Origin of the sequence: Streptomyces sp. CB03238, from assembly GCF_002099185.1 — a bacterium.
Classification (GTDB): Bacteria; Actinomycetota; Actinomycetes; order Streptomycetales; family Streptomycetaceae; genus Streptomyces.
On record NZ_NBCN01000004.1, the window covers coordinates 405,299 to 422,340 of the forward strand.

Annotated in this window: 11 protein-coding genes; 7 read left to right on the top strand and 4 right to left on the bottom strand. The window is 71.3% G+C overall.

Annotation, left to right across the window (positions count from 1 at the left end; genetic code table 11):
- Positions 1–57: 57 nt before the first annotated feature.
- The 5 genes from BKD26_RS09140 (at position 58) to BKD26_RS09160 (ending at position 6,961) form a co-directional block, all read left to right on the top strand.
- On the top strand, positions 58–1,101 hold the full coding sequence (locus BKD26_RS09140; protein WP_084897311.1) for a rod shape-determining protein: 1,044 nt from the start codon (positions 58–60) through the stop codon (positions 1,099–1,101).
- Positions 1,102–1,143: 42 nt separating this feature from the next.
- Positions 1,144–2,565, top strand: a complete 1,422-nt coding sequence (locus BKD26_RS09145; protein WP_084897312.1) for a GAF domain-containing protein — start codon at positions 1,144–1,146, stop codon at positions 2,563–2,565.
- A gap of 386 nt (positions 2,566–2,951) precedes the next feature.
- Positions 2,952–4,154 (top strand): MFS transporter, encoded by a 1,203-nt coding sequence (locus tag BKD26_RS09150; protein WP_084897313.1) that lies wholly within the window; start codon positions 2,952–2,954, stop codon positions 4,152–4,154.
- Positions 4,155–4,215: 61 nt separating this feature from the next.
- Complete coding sequence (locus BKD26_RS09155) at positions 4,216–5,646, top strand: acyl-CoA synthetase (protein WP_084897314.1); 1,431 nt, start codon at positions 4,216–4,218, stop codon at positions 5,644–5,646.
- Positions 5,639–6,961, top strand: coding sequence for a carboxyl transferase domain-containing protein (locus BKD26_RS09160; RefSeq protein WP_084897315.1), 1,323 nt, complete (start codon positions 5,639–5,641; stop codon positions 6,959–6,961). The genes BKD26_RS09155 and BKD26_RS09160 overlap by 8 nt, the downstream gene beginning before the upstream one ends.
- A gap of 172 nt (positions 6,962–7,133) precedes the next feature.
- Here BKD26_RS09160 and BKD26_RS09165 read toward each other — a convergent pair whose 3' ends face one another.
- Positions 7,134–7,628: a MarR family transcriptional regulator gene (locus BKD26_RS09165; RefSeq protein WP_073751669.1), complete on the bottom strand. Its 495-nt coding sequence runs from the start codon at positions 7,626–7,628 to the stop codon at positions 7,134–7,136.
- Positions 7,629–7,727: 99 nt separating this feature from the next.
- Here BKD26_RS09165 and BKD26_RS09170 point away from each other — a divergent pair, with 99 nt between their 5' ends.
- Positions 7,728–8,141, top strand: coding sequence for an organic hydroperoxide resistance protein (locus tag BKD26_RS09170; RefSeq protein WP_084897316.1), 414 nt, complete (start codon positions 7,728–7,730; stop codon positions 8,139–8,141).
- On the opposite strand, the gene istB is transcribed toward BKD26_RS09170, so the two are convergent.
- The 3 genes from istB to BKD26_RS09190 all read right to left on the bottom strand — a co-directional run bounded on the left by istB (position 8,131) and on the right by BKD26_RS09190 (position 13,271).
- Positions 8,131–9,330 carry an IS21-like element helper ATPase IstB gene (istB, locus tag BKD26_RS41985; protein ID WP_107417809.1) on the bottom strand — a complete coding sequence of 400 codons (1,200 nt, stop codon included), beginning with the start codon at positions 9,328–9,330 and terminating at the stop codon, positions 8,131–8,133. The genes BKD26_RS09170 and istB overlap by 11 nt on opposite strands.
- A 661-nt stretch (positions 9,331–9,991) precedes the next feature.
- The gene (locus BKD26_RS09180; RefSeq protein WP_084897318.1) at positions 9,992–11,518 is read right to left on the bottom strand and encodes a hypothetical protein; all 1,527 of its coding nucleotides are present in this window, start codon (positions 11,516–11,518) and stop codon (positions 9,992–9,994) included.
- Between the two features lie 760 nt (positions 11,519–12,278).
- The gene (locus BKD26_RS09190; RefSeq protein ID WP_179166476.1) at positions 12,279–13,271 is read right to left on the bottom strand and encodes a septum formation family protein; all 993 of its coding nucleotides are present in this window, start codon (positions 13,269–13,271) and stop codon (positions 12,279–12,281) included.
- A 607-nt stretch (positions 13,272–13,878) separates the two neighbouring features.
- Between BKD26_RS09190 and BKD26_RS09195 the strand changes: the two genes are divergently transcribed.
- Positions 13,879–16,155 (top strand): bifunctional serine/threonine-protein kinase/ABC transporter substrate-binding protein, encoded by a 2,277-nt coding sequence (locus tag BKD26_RS09195; protein ID WP_084897320.1) that lies wholly within the window; start codon positions 13,879–13,881, stop codon positions 16,153–16,155.
- Positions 16,156–17,042 lie beyond the last annotated feature (887 nt).

Below are 17,042 nucleotides of genomic sequence, written 5' to 3' on the forward strand. Positions count from 1 at the left end.
CGCGCGCCCCGCGAACGCACGATGCGAGGACGTACCGCTCCTGGGAGGATCCGCACCGTGACCGTCAGTCTCGAGCAGTTGCGCCGCTGCCACGTCGCCGTCGACCTGGGGGCCGCCAGGACCCGGGTCTTCGTCAAGGGTGTCGGACTCGTCGTCGACGAGCCGAGCGTCGCCGCCGTCAATACGCGTACCGGCGCGCTGATCGCCGTCGGCGAGTTCGCGGAGAAGATGACCGGCCGCACCCCCGATTACATCCGCGTCGTACGCCCCGTCTCCGGCGGCAGCGTCGTCGACATCGACATGGCGCAGCGGATGCTGCGCCACCTCCTCGGCGAGAAGCTCCGCCGCCAACTGCGCCGCAAGCCGATGCTGCGCGCCGCCGCCTGCACCCCGCACGACAGCGACCCGCTCGCCCAGCGCGCCACCATCGAGACGCTCGTCGGGCTCGGTGCCCGCCGCGTCGAGCTGGTCGACACACTGATCGCGGCGGCCGTCGGCTGCGGGCTGCCCGTCGAGCAGCCGACCGCCACCATGATCCTGGTGTGCGGGGCGGCCACCACCCAGGTCGCCGTGCTGTCGCTCGGCGCGATCGTCACCGCCGAGCGCATCCCGGTCGGCGGCAACGCCATCGACCACGCCGTCATCCAGTACCTGCGCCACCAGCACGAGCTGATGCTGCCCAGCCAGTCCGTACGCCCCCTCCAGCTCGCCCTGCACGGCAACGGCCTCACCCCGCACGGCCCGGCGTCCACCGAGATCCACGGGCGGGACGTCGCCACGGGCCTGGCCCGCTCCGTCCTCGTCGACACCGCCGCCGTACGCCAGGCGCTGCACACCCCGCTGACGGCCGTGCTCGACGGCATCGGCAAGGTGCTGCGCGACTGCCCGCCCGACCTGGTGGCCGACCTGGTCGACCGCGGCATCATGATGGTCGGCGGCAGCGCGCTGCTCCCCGGCCTGGACCAGATGCTGCGCAACGCCACCGGGATGCCCGTGCACATCGCGGAACGGCCCGACATCTGCGCCGTCCTGGGGCTCGGGGCCATGCTGGAGGGCCGCATCCAGCCCCTCACACTGAACCCGCTCGCCGAAGCCGAGTGACGCGACGGGAGACACGACCGGTGACGCAGGGATGACGCCGGGGTGACCGCGGGCGGGCTTCCGGCGCTGCTCGAAGCGGTACTGAACGTCGGTACCGACCTCGAACTGCGCACCACCCTCCAGCACCTCGTGGAGACCGCCGCCGAACTGACCGACGCGCGGATCGGCACCCTCACGGTCGTCGGCCCCGGCCCCGACCGCGGCCGGCCGGCCGACGTGTACACGGTGGGCACGACCGAGGCGGAGCCGCTGCCCGACGGGCCCGGAAGCCTCGGCGTGCCGGTCCGCGTCCACACCGAGGTGTTCGGCCACCTCTGGCTGGCCGGGAAGCGCGGCGGGCCGTTCACCGAGGAGGACCTGGCGACGCTGCGCGTCCTCGCCTCACAGGCGGGCATCGCGATCGGCAACGCCCGGCTGTACGAGACGGCCCGGCAGCGCGAGCGGTGGATCGAGGGCGCGGCGGCCGTGACGACGGCGCTGCTGACCGGCGAGGCGGCGGCCGACGCGCTGACGACCGTGGCCGAACGGGCCCGGCTGCTCGCCGACGCGTCGGCGGGCGTGGTCCTCCAGCCCACCGGCGAGGGCGGGATGGAGATCGTCGCCGCGTCGACGCCCCACGACCCGGGCGACCTCATCGGCACCACGATCGCGCCGGGCTCGCCCGTCCTGGTCCAGTTGCTGGGCGGCGAACCGGTGTTCATCGAGGACTCGGCCACCGATCCCCGGATGACGACGCCCGTACGGGCCCGGTTCGGTCCCTCGATGATGCTGCCGTTGCAGAGCGGCGGGAAGCTGATCGGCACCCTCGCCCTGCCGCGCAGGCACGGCGGCCGCCCGTACACGGCGGTGGAGCGGCTGCTCGCGTCCCAGTTCGCCTCCCAGGCCGCACTCGCGCTGGTCCTCGCGGACGCGCAGGCCGACCGGGAGCGGCTCGCGGTGTACGAGGACCGCGACCGGATCGCGCGTGACCTGCACGACCTGGTGGTGCAGCGGTTGTTCGCCACGGAGATGATGCTGGAGTCCACCCGGCGGCGGGCGTCCGGCGCGGCCGCGGACCTGCTGGGCCGGGCGGTGGACGAACTGGACTCCACGATCCAGGAGGTCCGCACCGCCATCTTCGCGCTCCAGCAGCCCCCGGCCGAGGCGCCCCGCTCCTTCCGCGGCCGGGTGCTGCGCGAAACCGGCGGCGCGGCGGTGCCGCTGGGCTTCCAGCCGTCCGTCCACTTCACCGGCGCGGTGGACACCCTGGTCACCGGCCCGGTGGCCGACCGGCTCCTCGCCGCCCTGCGCGGCGCCCTGGCGGCGGCCCACCGCCGCGAGGGGCTGACGGCGGTGGACGTCGAGGTCGACGCCACGGCCGCCCTCCCGGACGGCCGTCCGGGCATCCGCCTGACGGTCACCGACGACGGCACGCGGGACGACGGCACGCGTGGCACCACGGTCACGTGGCAGGCGCCGCGCTGACGCGGCTACGGCGCGGGTGCCGTGCGGGTCGTCTGCTGCCGGAAGCCTCCCGGGCACCAACGCAGCCTGGGCAGGAAGGCCCCACCGGCCTCGTCGAGGTGATCCTCGGTGTACCCGATCGACGCGTCGCCCGGCCCGCGCGGGTGCCGTGCGGGTCGTCTGCTGCCGGTGGGTGGGGGGCATGGCCCCTCCGGGCTCACCTCCTCGAGGCCGGCGGCCTCGGGTACGTCGGAAAGGGAGCCTTTCCGACGCCTCCCCCATTCTCTGCGAGGGCGACCCTGCACAGCCCGCTCCGGGCCGTCGTCCGGCTGACGGTGAGCGCCGAAGCGCATCATTCGGCGCAGCAGCGCGCGGCACCCGGACCGCGCCCCGCCTTGACTGGTCTCGTGGACACCGCCGTGAAGACCGACGACACCGCCGCCCCGGCAGCGGTCCCCACCGCCGCGTACCGCAACCTCGTCGTGGCGACGGTCGGGTTCACGCTCACCTTCTGGGCGTGGAACCTGATCTCGCCGCTCGGCGGCGACTACCGGGAACGGCTCGGCCTCAGTTCCTTCCAGCAGTCGCTGCTCGTCGCCGTGCCCGTGCTCGTCGGGTCCCTCGGCCGGATCCCCGTCGGCGCGCTGACCGACCGGTACGGCGCCAGGCTCATGTTCCCGGCCGTCTCGGCGCTCACCATCGTCCCCGTACTGCTCCTCATCCCGGCCAGGGGCTCCTACGGCGCGATGCTCGCCGTCGGCTTCCTCCTCGGGCTGGGCGGCACGACGTTCGCGATCGGTGTCCCGCTCGTCAACTCGTGGTTCCCGCCCGCCAAGCGGGGCTTCGCGATCGGGGTGTTCGGCATGGGCATGGGCGGCGTGGCCCTGTCGGGTTACTTCACGCCCCGGATCGCCGAGCACGGCGCCACGCTGCCCTTCCTCGTCGTCGCCGTCGCGCTCGCCGCGTACGCCGTGCTGGCCGCCCTTCTCATCACCGACCGCCCCGACCGGCCCGTTCCGTCCGACTCCCTGATCACGCGCCTGGGCCGGGCCGGGCGGCTGCGCGTGACGTGGGAGCTGTCGGCGCTGTACGCGATCGGGTTCGGCGGCATCGTCGCGTTCGGCGTCTACCTCCCGACCTACCTGAAGAGCTGGTACGACCTGTCGCCCACCGACGCCGGGACGAAGGCGGCCGGTTTCGCCCTCGTCACCGTCGCCTTCCGGCCCATCGGCGGATGGCTGTCCGACCGCGTCCACCCCGCGCTGGTGACGGCTGGCGCGCTCGGCGTGGTCGCGCTGCTGGCGATCGTGCAGGCCTTCGACCCGCCCCTGTACCCGGGCGGCACCGTCGCGCTCCTCGTCATGGCAGCGGGCCTCGGCACCGCGAGCGGCAGCGTCTTCGCGCTGGTCGCGCAGGTCACGCCACAGGCGCAGGTGGGCAGCGCCACCGGCATCGTCGGTGCGATGGGCGGCCTGGGCGGGTTCGTACCGCCGCTCGTCATGGGCGCGATCTACAGCGCGAAGGACTCCTACTCCATCGGCTTCATGCTCCTGTCCGACCTGGCACTCGCGGGCTGCGTCTACGCGTACGGGCGGATGCGTACGTCCTAGAACCGCGCACCTCCGGGGACAATGGCGGGGCCCATGTGCTGCGATGCGAGGAGGACGACGAGTGAGTTCGCTCTTTCCGGCCCTGGAAGCCGGATCCGGACGGTCCGCGCTCCACTTCGGGGACCGCTCGCTGACGTACGGCGAACTGCGCGCCGCCGCAGGCTCGTTGGCCGCCCGCCTGGCCGGGGCCGAGCGCGTCGCCGTGTGGGCCACGCCCACGCTGGAGACCGCCGTCGCGGTGGTGGCCGCCCTGCTCGCCGGCGTACCGGCCGTACCGCTCAACCCGAAGACGGGCGAGCGCGAGCTGACGCACATCGTCACCGACAGCCGCCCCGCGCTGGTCCTGGCGGCACCTGGCGACGAACTGCCCCCCGCCCTCGCGGCGCTGCCCCGAGCCGACGTCCTCACCCGCGGTGACGCGCCGCCCCCGCCGGAGCCGCAGGACCCGGAGGCCCCCGCGCTCGTCGTCTACACGTCCGGCACCACCGGCCCGCCCAAGGGCGCCGTCCTCCCCCGCCGGGCCATCGCCGCGACGCTCGACGCCCTGGCGGACGCCTGGACGTGGACGTCCGACGACGTCCTCGTGCACGCCCTGCCCCTCTTCCACGTCCACGGGCTGGTCCTGGGCGTTCTGGGCCCGTTGCGGCGCGGCGGGTCGGTGCGCCACCTGGGCAGGTTCACCACCGGCGGCGTGGCGCGGGAGCTGGCGGGCGGCGGGACGATGCTGTTCGGCGTCCCGACGATGTACCACCGCCTCGCCGAAGCCCTGACGGACGACCCGCAATTGGCGAAGGCGCTGGCGGGCGCGCGGCTGCTGGTCTCCGGCTCGGCGGCGCTGCCCGTCCACGACCACGAGCGGATCGCCGCGCTGACCGGACGGCGCGTCATCGAGCGGTACGGCATGACGGAGACGCTCATGAACACCTCCGTCCGTGTGGACGCCGACCCGCGTCCCGGCTCCGTCGGCGTGCCGCTGCCCGGCGTCGACCTCCGCCTGGTGGAAGAGGACGGTACCGAGATCCACGACGGGGAGACGATCGGCGAGATCCAGGTGCGCGGGCCGAACCTGTTCACCGGCTACCTGAACCGGCCGGACGCCACGGCCGCCGCGTTCGACGGGACCTGGTTCCGCACCGGCGACATGGCGGTCCGGGACGCGGACGGGTCGGTACGGATCGTGGGACGCAAGGCGACCGACCTGATCAAGAGCGGCGGGTACAAGATCGGCGCCGGTGAGATCGAGAACGCGCTCCTCGACCACCCGGGAGTGCGGGAGGCGGCCGTGACCGGCGAACCGGACCCCGACCTGGGTGAACGGATCGTCGCCTGGATCGTCCCCACCGACCCGGACAACCCACCCCCGGCGGACGAACTCGCGGACCACGTGGCCACCCAACTCGCACCGCACAAGCGCCCCCGGACGGTCCGACACCTCGATGTCCTGCCCCGCAACGACATGGGAAAGATCATGAAGCGGTCGCTCCATGGCTGACCGCAGCTCCGCCCGCGAGGTCATCGCGCTCGTCACGGACTCCTTCACGGAACACACGCCACCCGCCCGGCCCTGCGGGCCCGACGGGCCGCTGTCCTGGGAGGGTTACGGCGCTTCCCGCGCGCGTGCCGCCGCCCGCACGGGCGAGGACGAGTCGATCGTGTACGGCACGGCAACCATCGGCGGACACCGTTGCACCGTCCTCGCCTTCGAGTTCGGCTTCCTCGGCGGCTCGCTGGGCGAGCGCGCCGGTGACCGCCTGGAGGACGCGTACTGCCTCGCCCGCGAGGAACGCGTCCCCCTGCTCTCCCTCGTAGCGACGGGCGGCAGCCGCATGCAGGAGGGCATGGTCGCGCTCACCCAGCTCCAGCGGGTGGCCCGCGCGACGGTGCGACTCCGCGAGGCGGGGCTGCCGCACATCGCCGTGCTGCGCGACCCGGCGACCGGCGGCGGATGGGCGACGGTCGGGGCGGGCGCGGATGTGATCCTGGCGCTGCCCGGGGCACAGATCGGGTTCGCCGGATCACGGGTTCGCCCGCCGGACGCCGACCCGGCCGCGTACACGGCCGAGGGCCAGCTGGCGGCGGGGCACGTCGACGCCGTCGTACGCCCGGAGGAACTGCGCGGGACGGTCACCCGCTGGCTGACCGCGCTGACGAGCCCCGCCGAGCAGGCCCCGCCACCGTCCACCCTCTCCGACACCCCGCTCCCCACCACCGGGTGGGACGCGGTGCGCCAGGCCCGCCACCCGGCCCGCCCCCGCGCGGAGGCGTACCTGGACGCGTACTTCACGACCCGGCTGCCGCTCGTCGGCGACCGCTGCGGCGGTACGGACCCGGGGCTGCTGTGCGGCTTCGGGATCCGCGCCGACGGGCGGGCGGTGGCGTACGTCGCGCAGTGCGGCACGGCGACCCGTCCGGCCGGTTACCGCACGGCCGCCCGGGTGATCCGGCTCGCGGACCGGCTCGGCGTCCCGGTGCTGACGCTGGTCGACACACCGGGCGCCGCGAACGACGCGGAGGCGGAACGGGCGGGCGCGGGCGCCGCGATCGCGGACGCGTTCACGGCCGTAGCGGGTGCCCGCGTCGCCATCACGACGCTCTTGATCGGCGAAGGCGGCTCGGGCGGGGCGCTGGCACTGGCCGCCCCGGGCAACACCTGGGCCACGCCGGACAGCTACTTCTCGGTGATCGCCCCGGAGCTGGCCGCGGCGATACTCAAACGCCCGCCCGAAGACGCCCCGCACACGGCCGAACAGCTCCGCCTACGCCCCCAGGACCTGCTGGAACTGGGAGTGATCCGAGGCATCGTCTGACCCGGACCCGCACCCGGAAGACGACCGGGGTGGGGCCGTGCGGGGTCGGCCCCGCAGAGGTTGGCGGCGCCGTGACGGCCCCTTTTCCCGTGCCCAAGGCCGCCGGCCTCGAGAAGACGAGCCCGGAGGGGCCACGCCCCCACCCACCGGGCGTGGCCGCCGCCCGGCACGTTCACCGCTCCGTGACGCAGTCCTCGGACAGGGCGCCCGCCTCGGCGGCGTCGAGGGCGGCGGCCAGTTCGTTGAGGCGGGCGCGCAGCTCGCGGACCTCCTCCAGCGGCATCCCGGTCGCGGCGGCGATCCGGCGCGGTACACCCACGGCCCGCTCCCGCAGCTCGGCCCCGGCGGGGGTGGGCCGGACGGTGACGGACCGCTCGTCCTCGGCGCTGCGCCGCCGCTCGACGTACCCGGCCGCTTCCAGCCGCTTGAGCAGCGGTGACAGGGTGCCGGAGTCCAGCCGCAGGTGCTCACCGATCTGCTTGACGGGCAGTTCACCGTGCTCCCAGAGGACCAGCATCACCAGGTACTGGGGGTAGGTGAGGCCGAGGTCCTTGAGCACGGTGCGGTAGACGCTGTTGAAAGCGCGCGTGGCGGCGTGCAGCGAGAAGCAGATCTGGTGGTCGAGGCGGAGGAAGTCCTCGTCCCGCACAGTCCCGAGCGTGTCCATGGCTCCAGGGTACGTGAGCACGATTAAGTTGCGCACAACTAAATAGCGCGCAATACTCCACCGGTACCCACCACACCCCGCTCCGAGAGGACAGGACCCATGGACGCCCTGTACACCGCCGTCGCCACCGCCAACGGCCGCGAAGGCCGCGCCGTCAGCTCCGACAGCCACATCGACCTGCCGCTCGCCCACCCCACGCCCCTCGGCGGCAACGGCCGGGGCACCAACCCCGAGCAGCTTTTCGCCGCCGGGTACGCGGCGTGCTTCGCGAGCGCGATGGGCGCGATAGGCCGCCAGGAGAAGATCGACGTCAAGGACGTTTCCGTCACCGCCGAGGTCAGCATCGGCAAGGACACCGACGGGGGCTTCGGCCTCGCGGTCGTGATGCGCGTGGAGCTGCCGGACCACCTCCAGGGCGAGCCGGGCCGCGACCTGCTGGAGAAGACCCACGCGTACTGCCCCTACTCCAAGGCCACGCGCGGCAACATCCCGGTCCAGCTCGTCATCGAGTGACGGTCAGGTCCAGACGCCGCGTGCGGTAGCTGTCGCCGTCGAGGGTGACGACCTCCGCGTGGTGGGCCAGCCGGTCCACCGTCGCGGAGGCCGTCGCGGCGTCGCCGAACACCTCGTCCCAGCGCCCCAGCGGCCGGTTGCTGGTGACGATCAGCGAGGACCGCTCGTAGCGGTGCGAGACGAGCTGGAAGAAGAGGTGGGCCACCTCGGGCTCGAAGGGCACGTAACCGACCTCGTCCACGATGAGCACCGGATACGCGTCCAGCCGGGCCAGCTCCTTGCGCAGCCGCCCCGCGGCCTTGGCGTCCGCGAGCCGGGCGCCCCACTCGGCGGCGGTGGCGAACAGCACCTGGTGGCCGGCCTGGCAGGCCCGTACGCCCAGGCCGACGGCCAGGTGCGTCTTGCCGGTGCCCGGCCCGCCGAGCAACAGCACGTTCGCCTTGCGCGCGACGAAGTCGACCTTCCCCAGCCGGGCGATCACCTGGGGCTCCGGGGCCCGCAGATGCCCCTCGTCGAACATCTCCAGCACCTTGCGGGCCGGGAACCCCGCCGCCTCGATCCGCTCCTCCGCCCCCGTCTCGGGGTCCTCCGGCCCCTTCCGCTCCCCCTCGGCCGCCCCGTCCCGCTGCGCCGGAATGACCACCGCCTGCCGTTCCTCCTTCGCCCCGGGCGCCTTCGTCTCGTGCACCCTGGTCTCGTGCGCGGCCATGGGCCCGGACATGTACGCCAGGATCGCCGCGGAGGCGATGAACGCCATGTGGATGACCGTCCCCCAGAGCAGGTCGTGCCGGGGCGTGTGGTGCACGTCGACGAACATCTGGAGCAGGTGCACCGAGGAGATCCCCACAATGGCGGTGGCCAGCTTCACCTTCAGCACGTTGGAGTTGACGTGCGACAGCCACTCGGGCTGGTCCCGGTGCCCCTGCAGCCCGATGCGGGAGACGAAGGTCTCGTACCCCCCGACGATCACCATGATCAGCAGATTGGCGATCATCACCACGTCGACGAGCTTGAGGACGGCGAGCATGACGTGCGTCTCGTCCGCGTGCCCGCTGATGACGTGGTGAATGAGGTGCCACAACTCATTGAAGAACTTGTAGACGTACACCCCCTGCGCGGCCACGAGGCCGAAATACAAAGGGGCTTGGAGCCAACGGGTGGCGAACAGAGCGCACCCCAGGGTGGTCATGTTCGACGGGGACGAGGCGGAGCGCGGCACGGGACCTCCAACGGCGGGGGATTCGTCATTCTTGTGTGCCGCCGCCGACAATCTGAATTGGATCCACCCGTTGGGGTTAATAGAATTCCAGTATGGAAGCCGAAAAATGAGCGACGCTGTCCACCCGGCACGGGGCGGCCACCTCGGTCTCGCTGAACGGCCCTGCCGAGGACCGGGGTGAGTACGGCCACGATCTGAAGGACCCGCGCCACGCCTTCGACCTGGCGGCGGAGCTGGGCATCGGCTCCCCTGTCGGCAAGGCCGCCGGAGAGCGCATGGCCGAAGCCGCCGAGCAGTACGGGACCGATGTCGGCGCCGGCTCCGTGCCCCACCTCAGCGGCTGGTAGCCGACGGCCCACGAGGCCCACGAGGCCCACGAGGCCCACGGAAGACCTACCCGCCCGCGGGGCTCACCCGCCCGGGAGCGAGCCGCGCCGCACCCGCGACCGCTCGGGTACTCGTGTCGGGTTGCCGGAAGAGGTCCGTCGGGCGAACGTGGCTGAAGGTGCCCGTCCAACCGCGGTGCCTCCCGGCGGCTGTACAGGTGGGGAGCGTCCGGGTCCCCGGCGAGGTAGTGGGGCTGAAGCCCTTCCTTGGTCCGCTCCATGCCGAACTCCCGTGGGCAAGCCCGTCACCGTATGATCAGTGGCCGGAACGCGTCCTGTACGTGCGACTTGGACTCCTTGACGTACTGCTTGGCGTCAGGACCGGTGTCGAGGCCGATCAGGCTCTCGTACTGGATCTTTGCCGGGCAGCTGGAGCCGGCGATCTGTACCTTGCGCTCGGCGACGAGCCTGCCGGTGCGCAACTCGTACACCCTCACCGGGATCGCGATCTTGTGGAAGGTGACGTCGATGGCCTTGTCGTAGCCCAGGCCGTACTCGTAAGTGCAGGTCTGCACCGCCGTCCCGAACGTCGCCTCTCCCGCGCAGACCACGAGGACGGCCTTGCTGGGGTCTTCCGTCCGCCACGAGCCGGGCAGCTTTCCGTGGTACGAGGTGTCGTCGGCGAGGAACAGCGCCCGGTTCGTACCCTCGCGGTACGGGGCGGCGCCGCTGTACTTGGCGGGGGCGGAGCAGTACTGCGACGACGAGGGGGTCTCCGCAGAGATGAGCTGGCGCACGTGGTCCAGCTCGATTGCCCGGGTGGCCTGTACCTCGCCCTTGCGGGCGGGGCCCGCCTCTTCGGCCTTGGGGTACTTGTCGAGCAGTTGCCGGTAGCGGGCCTGCGCGTCCTGCCACTCCTGGGCGTCCATGTGGGTGTCGCCGCATTCGAGGAGCGACTGCGGGGCGATGGCGGCGGCCCGCTCGGGAGCTTCCTCCAGGAGATTGCCGTAGGAGTCCCGGCCGGTCAGCAGCCAGTCGGTGACCGTGGCCGTCTCGCACGGGTCGCCGTCCGGCAGCGTTTCGAGGAACCGGTCGAGGACGGTCCTGGCCGCGGGCTCGTTGGCGTCGTCGGCGAGGACGTCGTCCAGACGCTCGAAGCCCGCGTGCAGTTTCCCGGTGTCCCCGGCCAGGCCGGCCTTCAGCGCCCGGTCTGCCGACCTCACATCGGCGCAGACAGCGGCGAGTTCATCGCCGTGTGCGGACGCCGAGGCTCCCGTCACCCGGTGGCCGAACCACACCGTGTCCTGTTCCTTCACCACTCGTGTGCAGTCACCGGCCGCGTGGGCATCGGCGACCCGGCTCTCGATGCCGAGGGCGTCGGCCCTGAGCGTGCCTATGACAGCTATGACTGTGACGGCCACGGCTGCCGCACTCACTCGGCGGGCGATGTGCACGATGCGGCCGGCCGGCGCACGGGTCGCCGCGTACCACCCGTGCGCGGTCACAGCCATCCAGCACAGCACCGCGAGCACCTCGCACCAGGGCTTGGCCACTGCGGCCACCATCCAAACCAGTGCGACCGTCAGGGCCAGCGCGGCCAGGCCGAGGCCGCGCCGGCCGAGCCGGAAGTAGCCGAGGCCGAGCAGGGAGGCGTTTCCCAGGGCTGCGGCCCAGGGATCCTGCGGTCCGTCCGTCGGCGGGGGTGGTGGTGCAGGGTCGTCGGGCCAGCGCAGTGGCGGCAGGGCGGGGGCCGGGCCCTGCGATGGCTCGGGCCGGCGCGTCGGCTGTGGCTCCCGCTCGGGGTCGTGCCCTCCGTGCGTACCGTTCTCCATGCGACTGCTCCCCCCGTAGTCGTATGCGTCGGGGCCCTTACCCGCCGCGGATATCCAGAATGCGCGAGTGCGCCCGGGACCGGTCCCGGTGCGAGTGCCGCGCCACTGCGGTCGAGTGCTTTCGGGGTGCTGGGAGGGTGGAGGCGGATCTTGTTTCGACAATGCCGTGAACGAGGCGCTCAACAGTGTCAATCCCCTCGCTCTGTGGAGACCTTCTTATGCAGCCAGTTCCTCGGTGGAGCCGCCCCAGTAGTCCTGTTCGTAGTCGATCGGCCTCTTCCAGCCGCACGCGCTGTGCAGCCGGCGTGCGTTGTAGAGACCGCTGATCCACGTGGCGAGCTTCAGCCGGGCCCCGGTGCGGGCGGCGAAGGTGTGCCGGTGGACGTACTCGGCCTTGGGGATTGCTGTCGAATGCCTCGCTGACGGCGTTGTCGAAGCATGAATCGACGCGGCCCATGGCTGGGTCCTCGCTACCGAGAGGCCCTGCCTTCGTGTCCGCAGCCAGCGGCGATCAAACCGATCGGGACCGCGTTCGACGCACACCCCTCAAGATCGGGACTCCAACAGCCACTTACGCCAACGCCTTGGTCCTCACACGCCGTAGTGGACGAATGAGACCCATGCCGGGGTGGTCGAGGGTTCGCGTACGTTCGCTGATGAGAGCCTTGCCCAGGGCCTGGACGCTGCCGCCCCCACCCTGGGCTCGCATCCGCACGCCGATCAGCAGGTCTCTGCTCCCGGCATCGAGCAGCCCACCTCATCAGACTTCCCGCCCGTTGGACGACTGGGCGTTGCCACTCGGCATCGCGTCCTCGAACTCCTCCACGTGACCGGCGGGGAGCTGTTCACCGTCGGGGTCGGACACAACGCACACCCCCCATGTGAACCCGCTGTCGAAGGCGCCCTCACTGGTGTACGACCCCATCTCCAAGCCGCTGCGAGCGAGTTCAACGTCATAGGCGTCCACACACTGGTCATACGACGCGTCTGCCGCCTTGTCATAGTCCGGGCCTTTGAGGCTTACGAAGCCGACGACCTCGTTCTCATGCTCCTCCGAGCAGTCCTGCAGGTACGGCACGACAGCTCCCTTGTCCTCCCCTTCCTTGTCCTCTTCGAGGCGAATGCAGTCACCCACCCCCATGTTTCCGAAGAACAGTTCGTCTCCGACTCCGCGGAACTGTCCCACCGGCCCGGCGATTCCATGGTCACTCTTGGTGAAGATGATGCATGCGGTCCGCTGCGTTGCCTGCCAACCCTCCTTGCTCGGAACGAGCGCGTAGATCCGCGTGTCCGGGAGGCTTTCCGTCAGCTTGACGTGCTTCTTCTGGCAGGTGGCTTCGGCGTGAGCGCGTGCCTGGTCGAGCGACTTACCGGGCAGCAGCGAAACAACCTGCCCGTCGACCCAGTCGTCCTCGCAGTGTGCGGGCTTGAGCTGAGGCAGTCCCTGGAATTTGGGCCACGTGGCCTCGAGGCAGTCTCCGCTGCGCAGCTCGTCGTCGAGGCCGACCGCAGCACCGTAGGGAGGGCCGGTATAGGCCGGCGACGGCTTCTTTGAAGCTGACGCGGCCGGGGGAGACTGTTTGCCTTCCCCGTTGGCAACGGTGGCGTACACAGCACAGACAACCGCTGCGACCACCATGGCCGCGAGGACCCCGCCCACCCATACATACATGCGCCGGGAGGCCCCCGTACGGCTCGGCGGCGGATCCCCCATGGGCAGGTAGTCCTGCGAACCTTGGGCCTGGAATGTCATGACTGCCTCCGTTCTCGCGGCACTCGCTGTGCTGCCGTCACCGATGTGCGGCTTACTGTGCTCCACGACAGTTGGGACCGGTCCCGACCGCCTCGACGCGACGGCGTCGCGAGGGAGCCGGCCCGACCTGGGCATCAGGAGGGCAGCCCGCGGACGCATGGCAGGGCTCTACGACGGAGCCGTGCGCGACAGGCACCGTGATGCCATGACCGGGGAAGGCGGCCCCGGTACCACCTGCTGAACATCCCCTGCCGCCCCCGCGGCCCCCACTTCCTCCGCGTCGCTGTCGGCACCACCGGCCGCGCTGGTGAACGCTCCGTCGGCGACAGCGACGAGGAAGGCGGGTTCCACCGCGCCGGGCAACTCGTTGCCGCCGTGAGAGGGCCGGTGCCATCATGCATGGGTGCGCGCCCAGGTCATTTACCTGCTCACGTAGGGCTGGGAAGGCCACGCTGCGTGCACGCAGAGCGCTGACAGCACGTCTGCACCGAAAAGGCACCCTACGGCCTGGGCCGCCGTGGCGGGACGGGGTGTGACTGAGCCGCGCCGCACCAGCGCACCAGGTCGCAGGCGGGAAACGACCGGAGGAGGGGCTGGGGGCTGGAGCATGGAGTCTGGTGAGGTTGTCGACGGGCGGTACACGCTGGTCCGGCTCATTGGGGAGGGGGGCTTCGGCGAGGTCTGGGAGGCCGAGGACGCTCGTATGCAGCGCACCGTGGCGCTGAAGATCGCCAAGCTCGGCACCGGTACCAAGGAGGCCGAACGGTTCGTACGCGAAGCGGTGACCGCCGGCAGGCTCAATCATCCGCACATCGTCACCGTGCACGACTACGGCACCGCGGAGGTCGACGGTCTGATCCGGCCCTACCTGGTGATGGAGCTGATTGATGGCGAGCCGCTTGACGCGGTCCTGGCCCGCGCGCTCCCGCTGTTGAGCCAGGCACTGCTCTGGGCGGAGCAGATTTGCGACGCCCTGGCCGCAGCACACCACCACGGCGTGATGCACAGAGACATCAAGCCGGCGAATGTCCTCGTCCAAGCCGACGGCCGGGCCAAGGTCGTCGACTTCGGAATCGCGAGGAACCTCGCAGAGGATCGGAAGCTCACGACGACTGGCGGGTTCATCGGCAGCCTCGCGTACATGGCACCGGAAGGCTTTTCCGGCGAGGTCAGCGGTCCCCGCTGCGACCTGTACGCGCTCGGCTGCCTCCTGACCGAACTGTGCACCGGCCACCCGCCGTTCCCCGGCCCCCACCCCCACAATTTCCTGCACCAGCACACCCAGGTTCCGCCGCCGGCCCTGCGGACCCGGCGCCCCGGCCTACCGGTCGACCTCGACGCTCTGGTGCTGCGCCTGCTCGCCAAGGCCCCCCACAGCCGTCCGCACCATGCGACTCAGGTCCGGCACCAGCTTCACGCGCTGCGCCGCGGCCTGCCCATCCCTGACCAGGGCCTCGGGCTCACACCGCCGGCCGGGGCGGGCAACCCCATCCATTCCGTACCCACGCTGCCTCCCCACAAGGCCGTCCTCGGCCCCGCTTCGGCGCCACGTTCCCTCGGGTCTGCACACCTGAACGACGCACAGCTTCCTGGCACCGCACCGCCTGGCCTGCATGAGCGGGACGCCGGACCCGCAGTGGACGAAGGTCCGTTGCAAGACGCATACGACGTTGCCGTGCCCCCCGGCAAGCGTGGGGCCGCGTTCATCCGGCTGGATTGCCTCGGCAGAGGTGGCAAACTGGCAGCGCTGGGCGTCGCCGCCGTCGTGGCGGCCCTGCTCACCACAGTGATCAAGTGGCCGTTCGATTCCCATCCGGTGCCTCCACGTCCCAGGGTGCTCGCGGTGGTGGGCGACTTCGCCGGCGTCGGCAAGGTCAAGGCGCAGGCGGCGTTCAACAGCGTCCAGCTGGCCCTGGCGCGAACGGAGGGGATCACGGCCCGCACGTACGACAACTCAGGGACACCGGACGGCTCCCAGCAGGTGGCCGAGCGCATCGTCGCCGACGAAGAGATCGTCGGCGTCATTGCCCCGGTGGGTGAGTCACCCTCCGACGTCATGGCCCAGGCTTCGAAGACCTTCGCGCAGCAAGGCATCGCCGTCCTCAGCCCATGGACGCGCCTGACCGGCGACCTCGGCACCACCACCTACCAGGTCATGGGGGCAACGAGCGTGCTGGAGCGGGCCACGGCCGACTTCCTGACCAGCCTTGACGACACCACCATGAGAGTGACCGGCGCGAGCTACGTTTCTGACGGTTCCGACGAAGCCACCGCTACGGTCGAGCGGATCTCCGCCGCCACCGGCAGCGGCTTCCCGTCCGACATCCGCACCGTGGACAGTGGCGTCGCCCAACTGGGCATCGACATCGCGGAATCGGGCCACAACGTCGTGTACTACGCCGGCGCGCCCAAGGCGTTCCACGAACTGGACGCGGCCCTCTCCAGGGCGGACTATCACGGACTGAGGCTCGCCCAGGACACCGCTCTGGACGGCGTCTACAAGGTGAAATCCTCGTGGATGGGCACCCGCAACTACTGCTTCCGCAACTCCGGTTTCGACACCGCTTACCAGAGGAAGTACAGCACGTACCCACAGCTCGGAAGCGTGGAGTCCTACGAAGCCGCCCTGGCGCTCACCGCGGCGCTGGAAGCCGCCAGTCCTGATGCCTCGGGTCAGACCTTGCGGCAGACGGTGACAAACGGCCTCGACAAGGTTCGCCCCAAGGGGCCGTGCAACTACGACCTGCGCTTCGGCCGTGACGGATATCTGCGCAACCCTCCGACTTTCATGGACGTCTACGAGCCAGGCACGAACCTCGGCGAAGAAATCCGCGGTATCACCAGCAAACAGGCCCTCCAGCGTGCAAAGAAACTCATGCGCTGACAGCTGAGGGGGCGGGGCAGGGCTGGAGCCTGCCTGCCGGGCGCTATCAGCGGCGTCGAGTTCCGGGCTTCGGCAGCTTTCCGTTGGTGAGGAAGTTCTCCATGCGGCGACCGGCAGTCGCAGTCGCACGGAGGCGGCCCCTGGTCCGGAGGAGCCCGGGGGTGTTCGGCGGTACGGATGATGCGTTCCACGTCCCGCGGCGCGATCAGGAGCCCGACAAGGAACTGGCAACCTTCCGGGCTCCGACGATCCGGTGCCCGGCCCCCAGGTCGCCCTGGGCCCCGATCACTTCGTCACACGCACCGTCGGCACGAGCCGAGACGGACCGGTCACTCACGGCGTCGAAACTCAGCGTTGCCACAGCGAGGAAGGACGGGAGCGGCGGCAGCGAGCGCGACCTGGCGCTGCCTGAGCACGGAGCCCCGGCCCGTGCCGCGCCGTGCCGGGAACCATCGTGCGCGATGACGGCCGCCCACCAGGCCAGTGCCACGGTTTTGCTCCCAGGGCTGTGCTGTGGTGGCCACCAGCCGGCCGAGCCCGGCGGTTCGGGCCACGGTGGCGACGCACGACTTGCGTCGGCCCAGCATCAGGTAGCCGACGCCGAGCAGCACGCGTTGCCCAGTGCGACAGCCGGAGCGTCATGGGCCCGTCACCTCGGCGCGGGCTCCGGCACGGCAGGTGTTGCCTCATCCATCTCGTTGCCCCTGACGACAGACCAGTACGTCCTGGTCCCGAGTGTCGACGGAGCAGTCCGGGACCGGTCCCGCTGGCCGCTGCCTACGTTTGCCGGACGCCGGTGGCCGGACATCGACAGCCCCCGGGGCGCACCGGACCTGTACCAGGGCACCGGGCGGGGCCGCTGCCACTGAGCAGCCGACCGGAAACGC

Excerpts from the sequence above, each read along its gene's own strand:
- BKD26_RS09170 (WP_084897316.1), top strand. The coding sequence starts at position 7,728 with ATGGACGCCCTGTACACCGCCGTCGCCACCGCCAACGGCCGCGAAGGC.
- BKD26_RS09165 (WP_073751669.1), bottom strand. The coding sequence starts at position 7,628 with ATGGACACGCTCGGGACTGTGCGGGACGAGGACTTCCTCCGCCTCGAC.
- BKD26_RS09160 (WP_084897315.1), top strand. The coding sequence starts at position 5,639 with ATGGCTGACCGCAGCTCCGCCCGCGAGGTCATCGCGCTCGTCACGGAC.
- BKD26_RS09180 (WP_084897318.1), bottom strand. The coding sequence starts at position 11,518 with ATGGAGAACGGTACGCACGGAGGGCACGACCCCGAGCGGGAGCCACAG.
- istB (WP_107417809.1), bottom strand. The coding sequence starts at position 9,330 with ATGACCACCCTGGGGTGCGCTCTGTTCGCCACCCGTTGGCTCCAAGCC.
- BKD26_RS09190 (WP_179166476.1), bottom strand. The coding sequence starts at position 13,271 with ATGACATTCCAGGCCCAAGGTTCGCAGGACTACCTGCCCATGGGGGAT.
- BKD26_RS09195 (WP_084897320.1), top strand. The coding sequence starts at position 13,879 with ATGGAGTCTGGTGAGGTTGTCGACGGGCGGTACACGCTGGTCCGGCTC.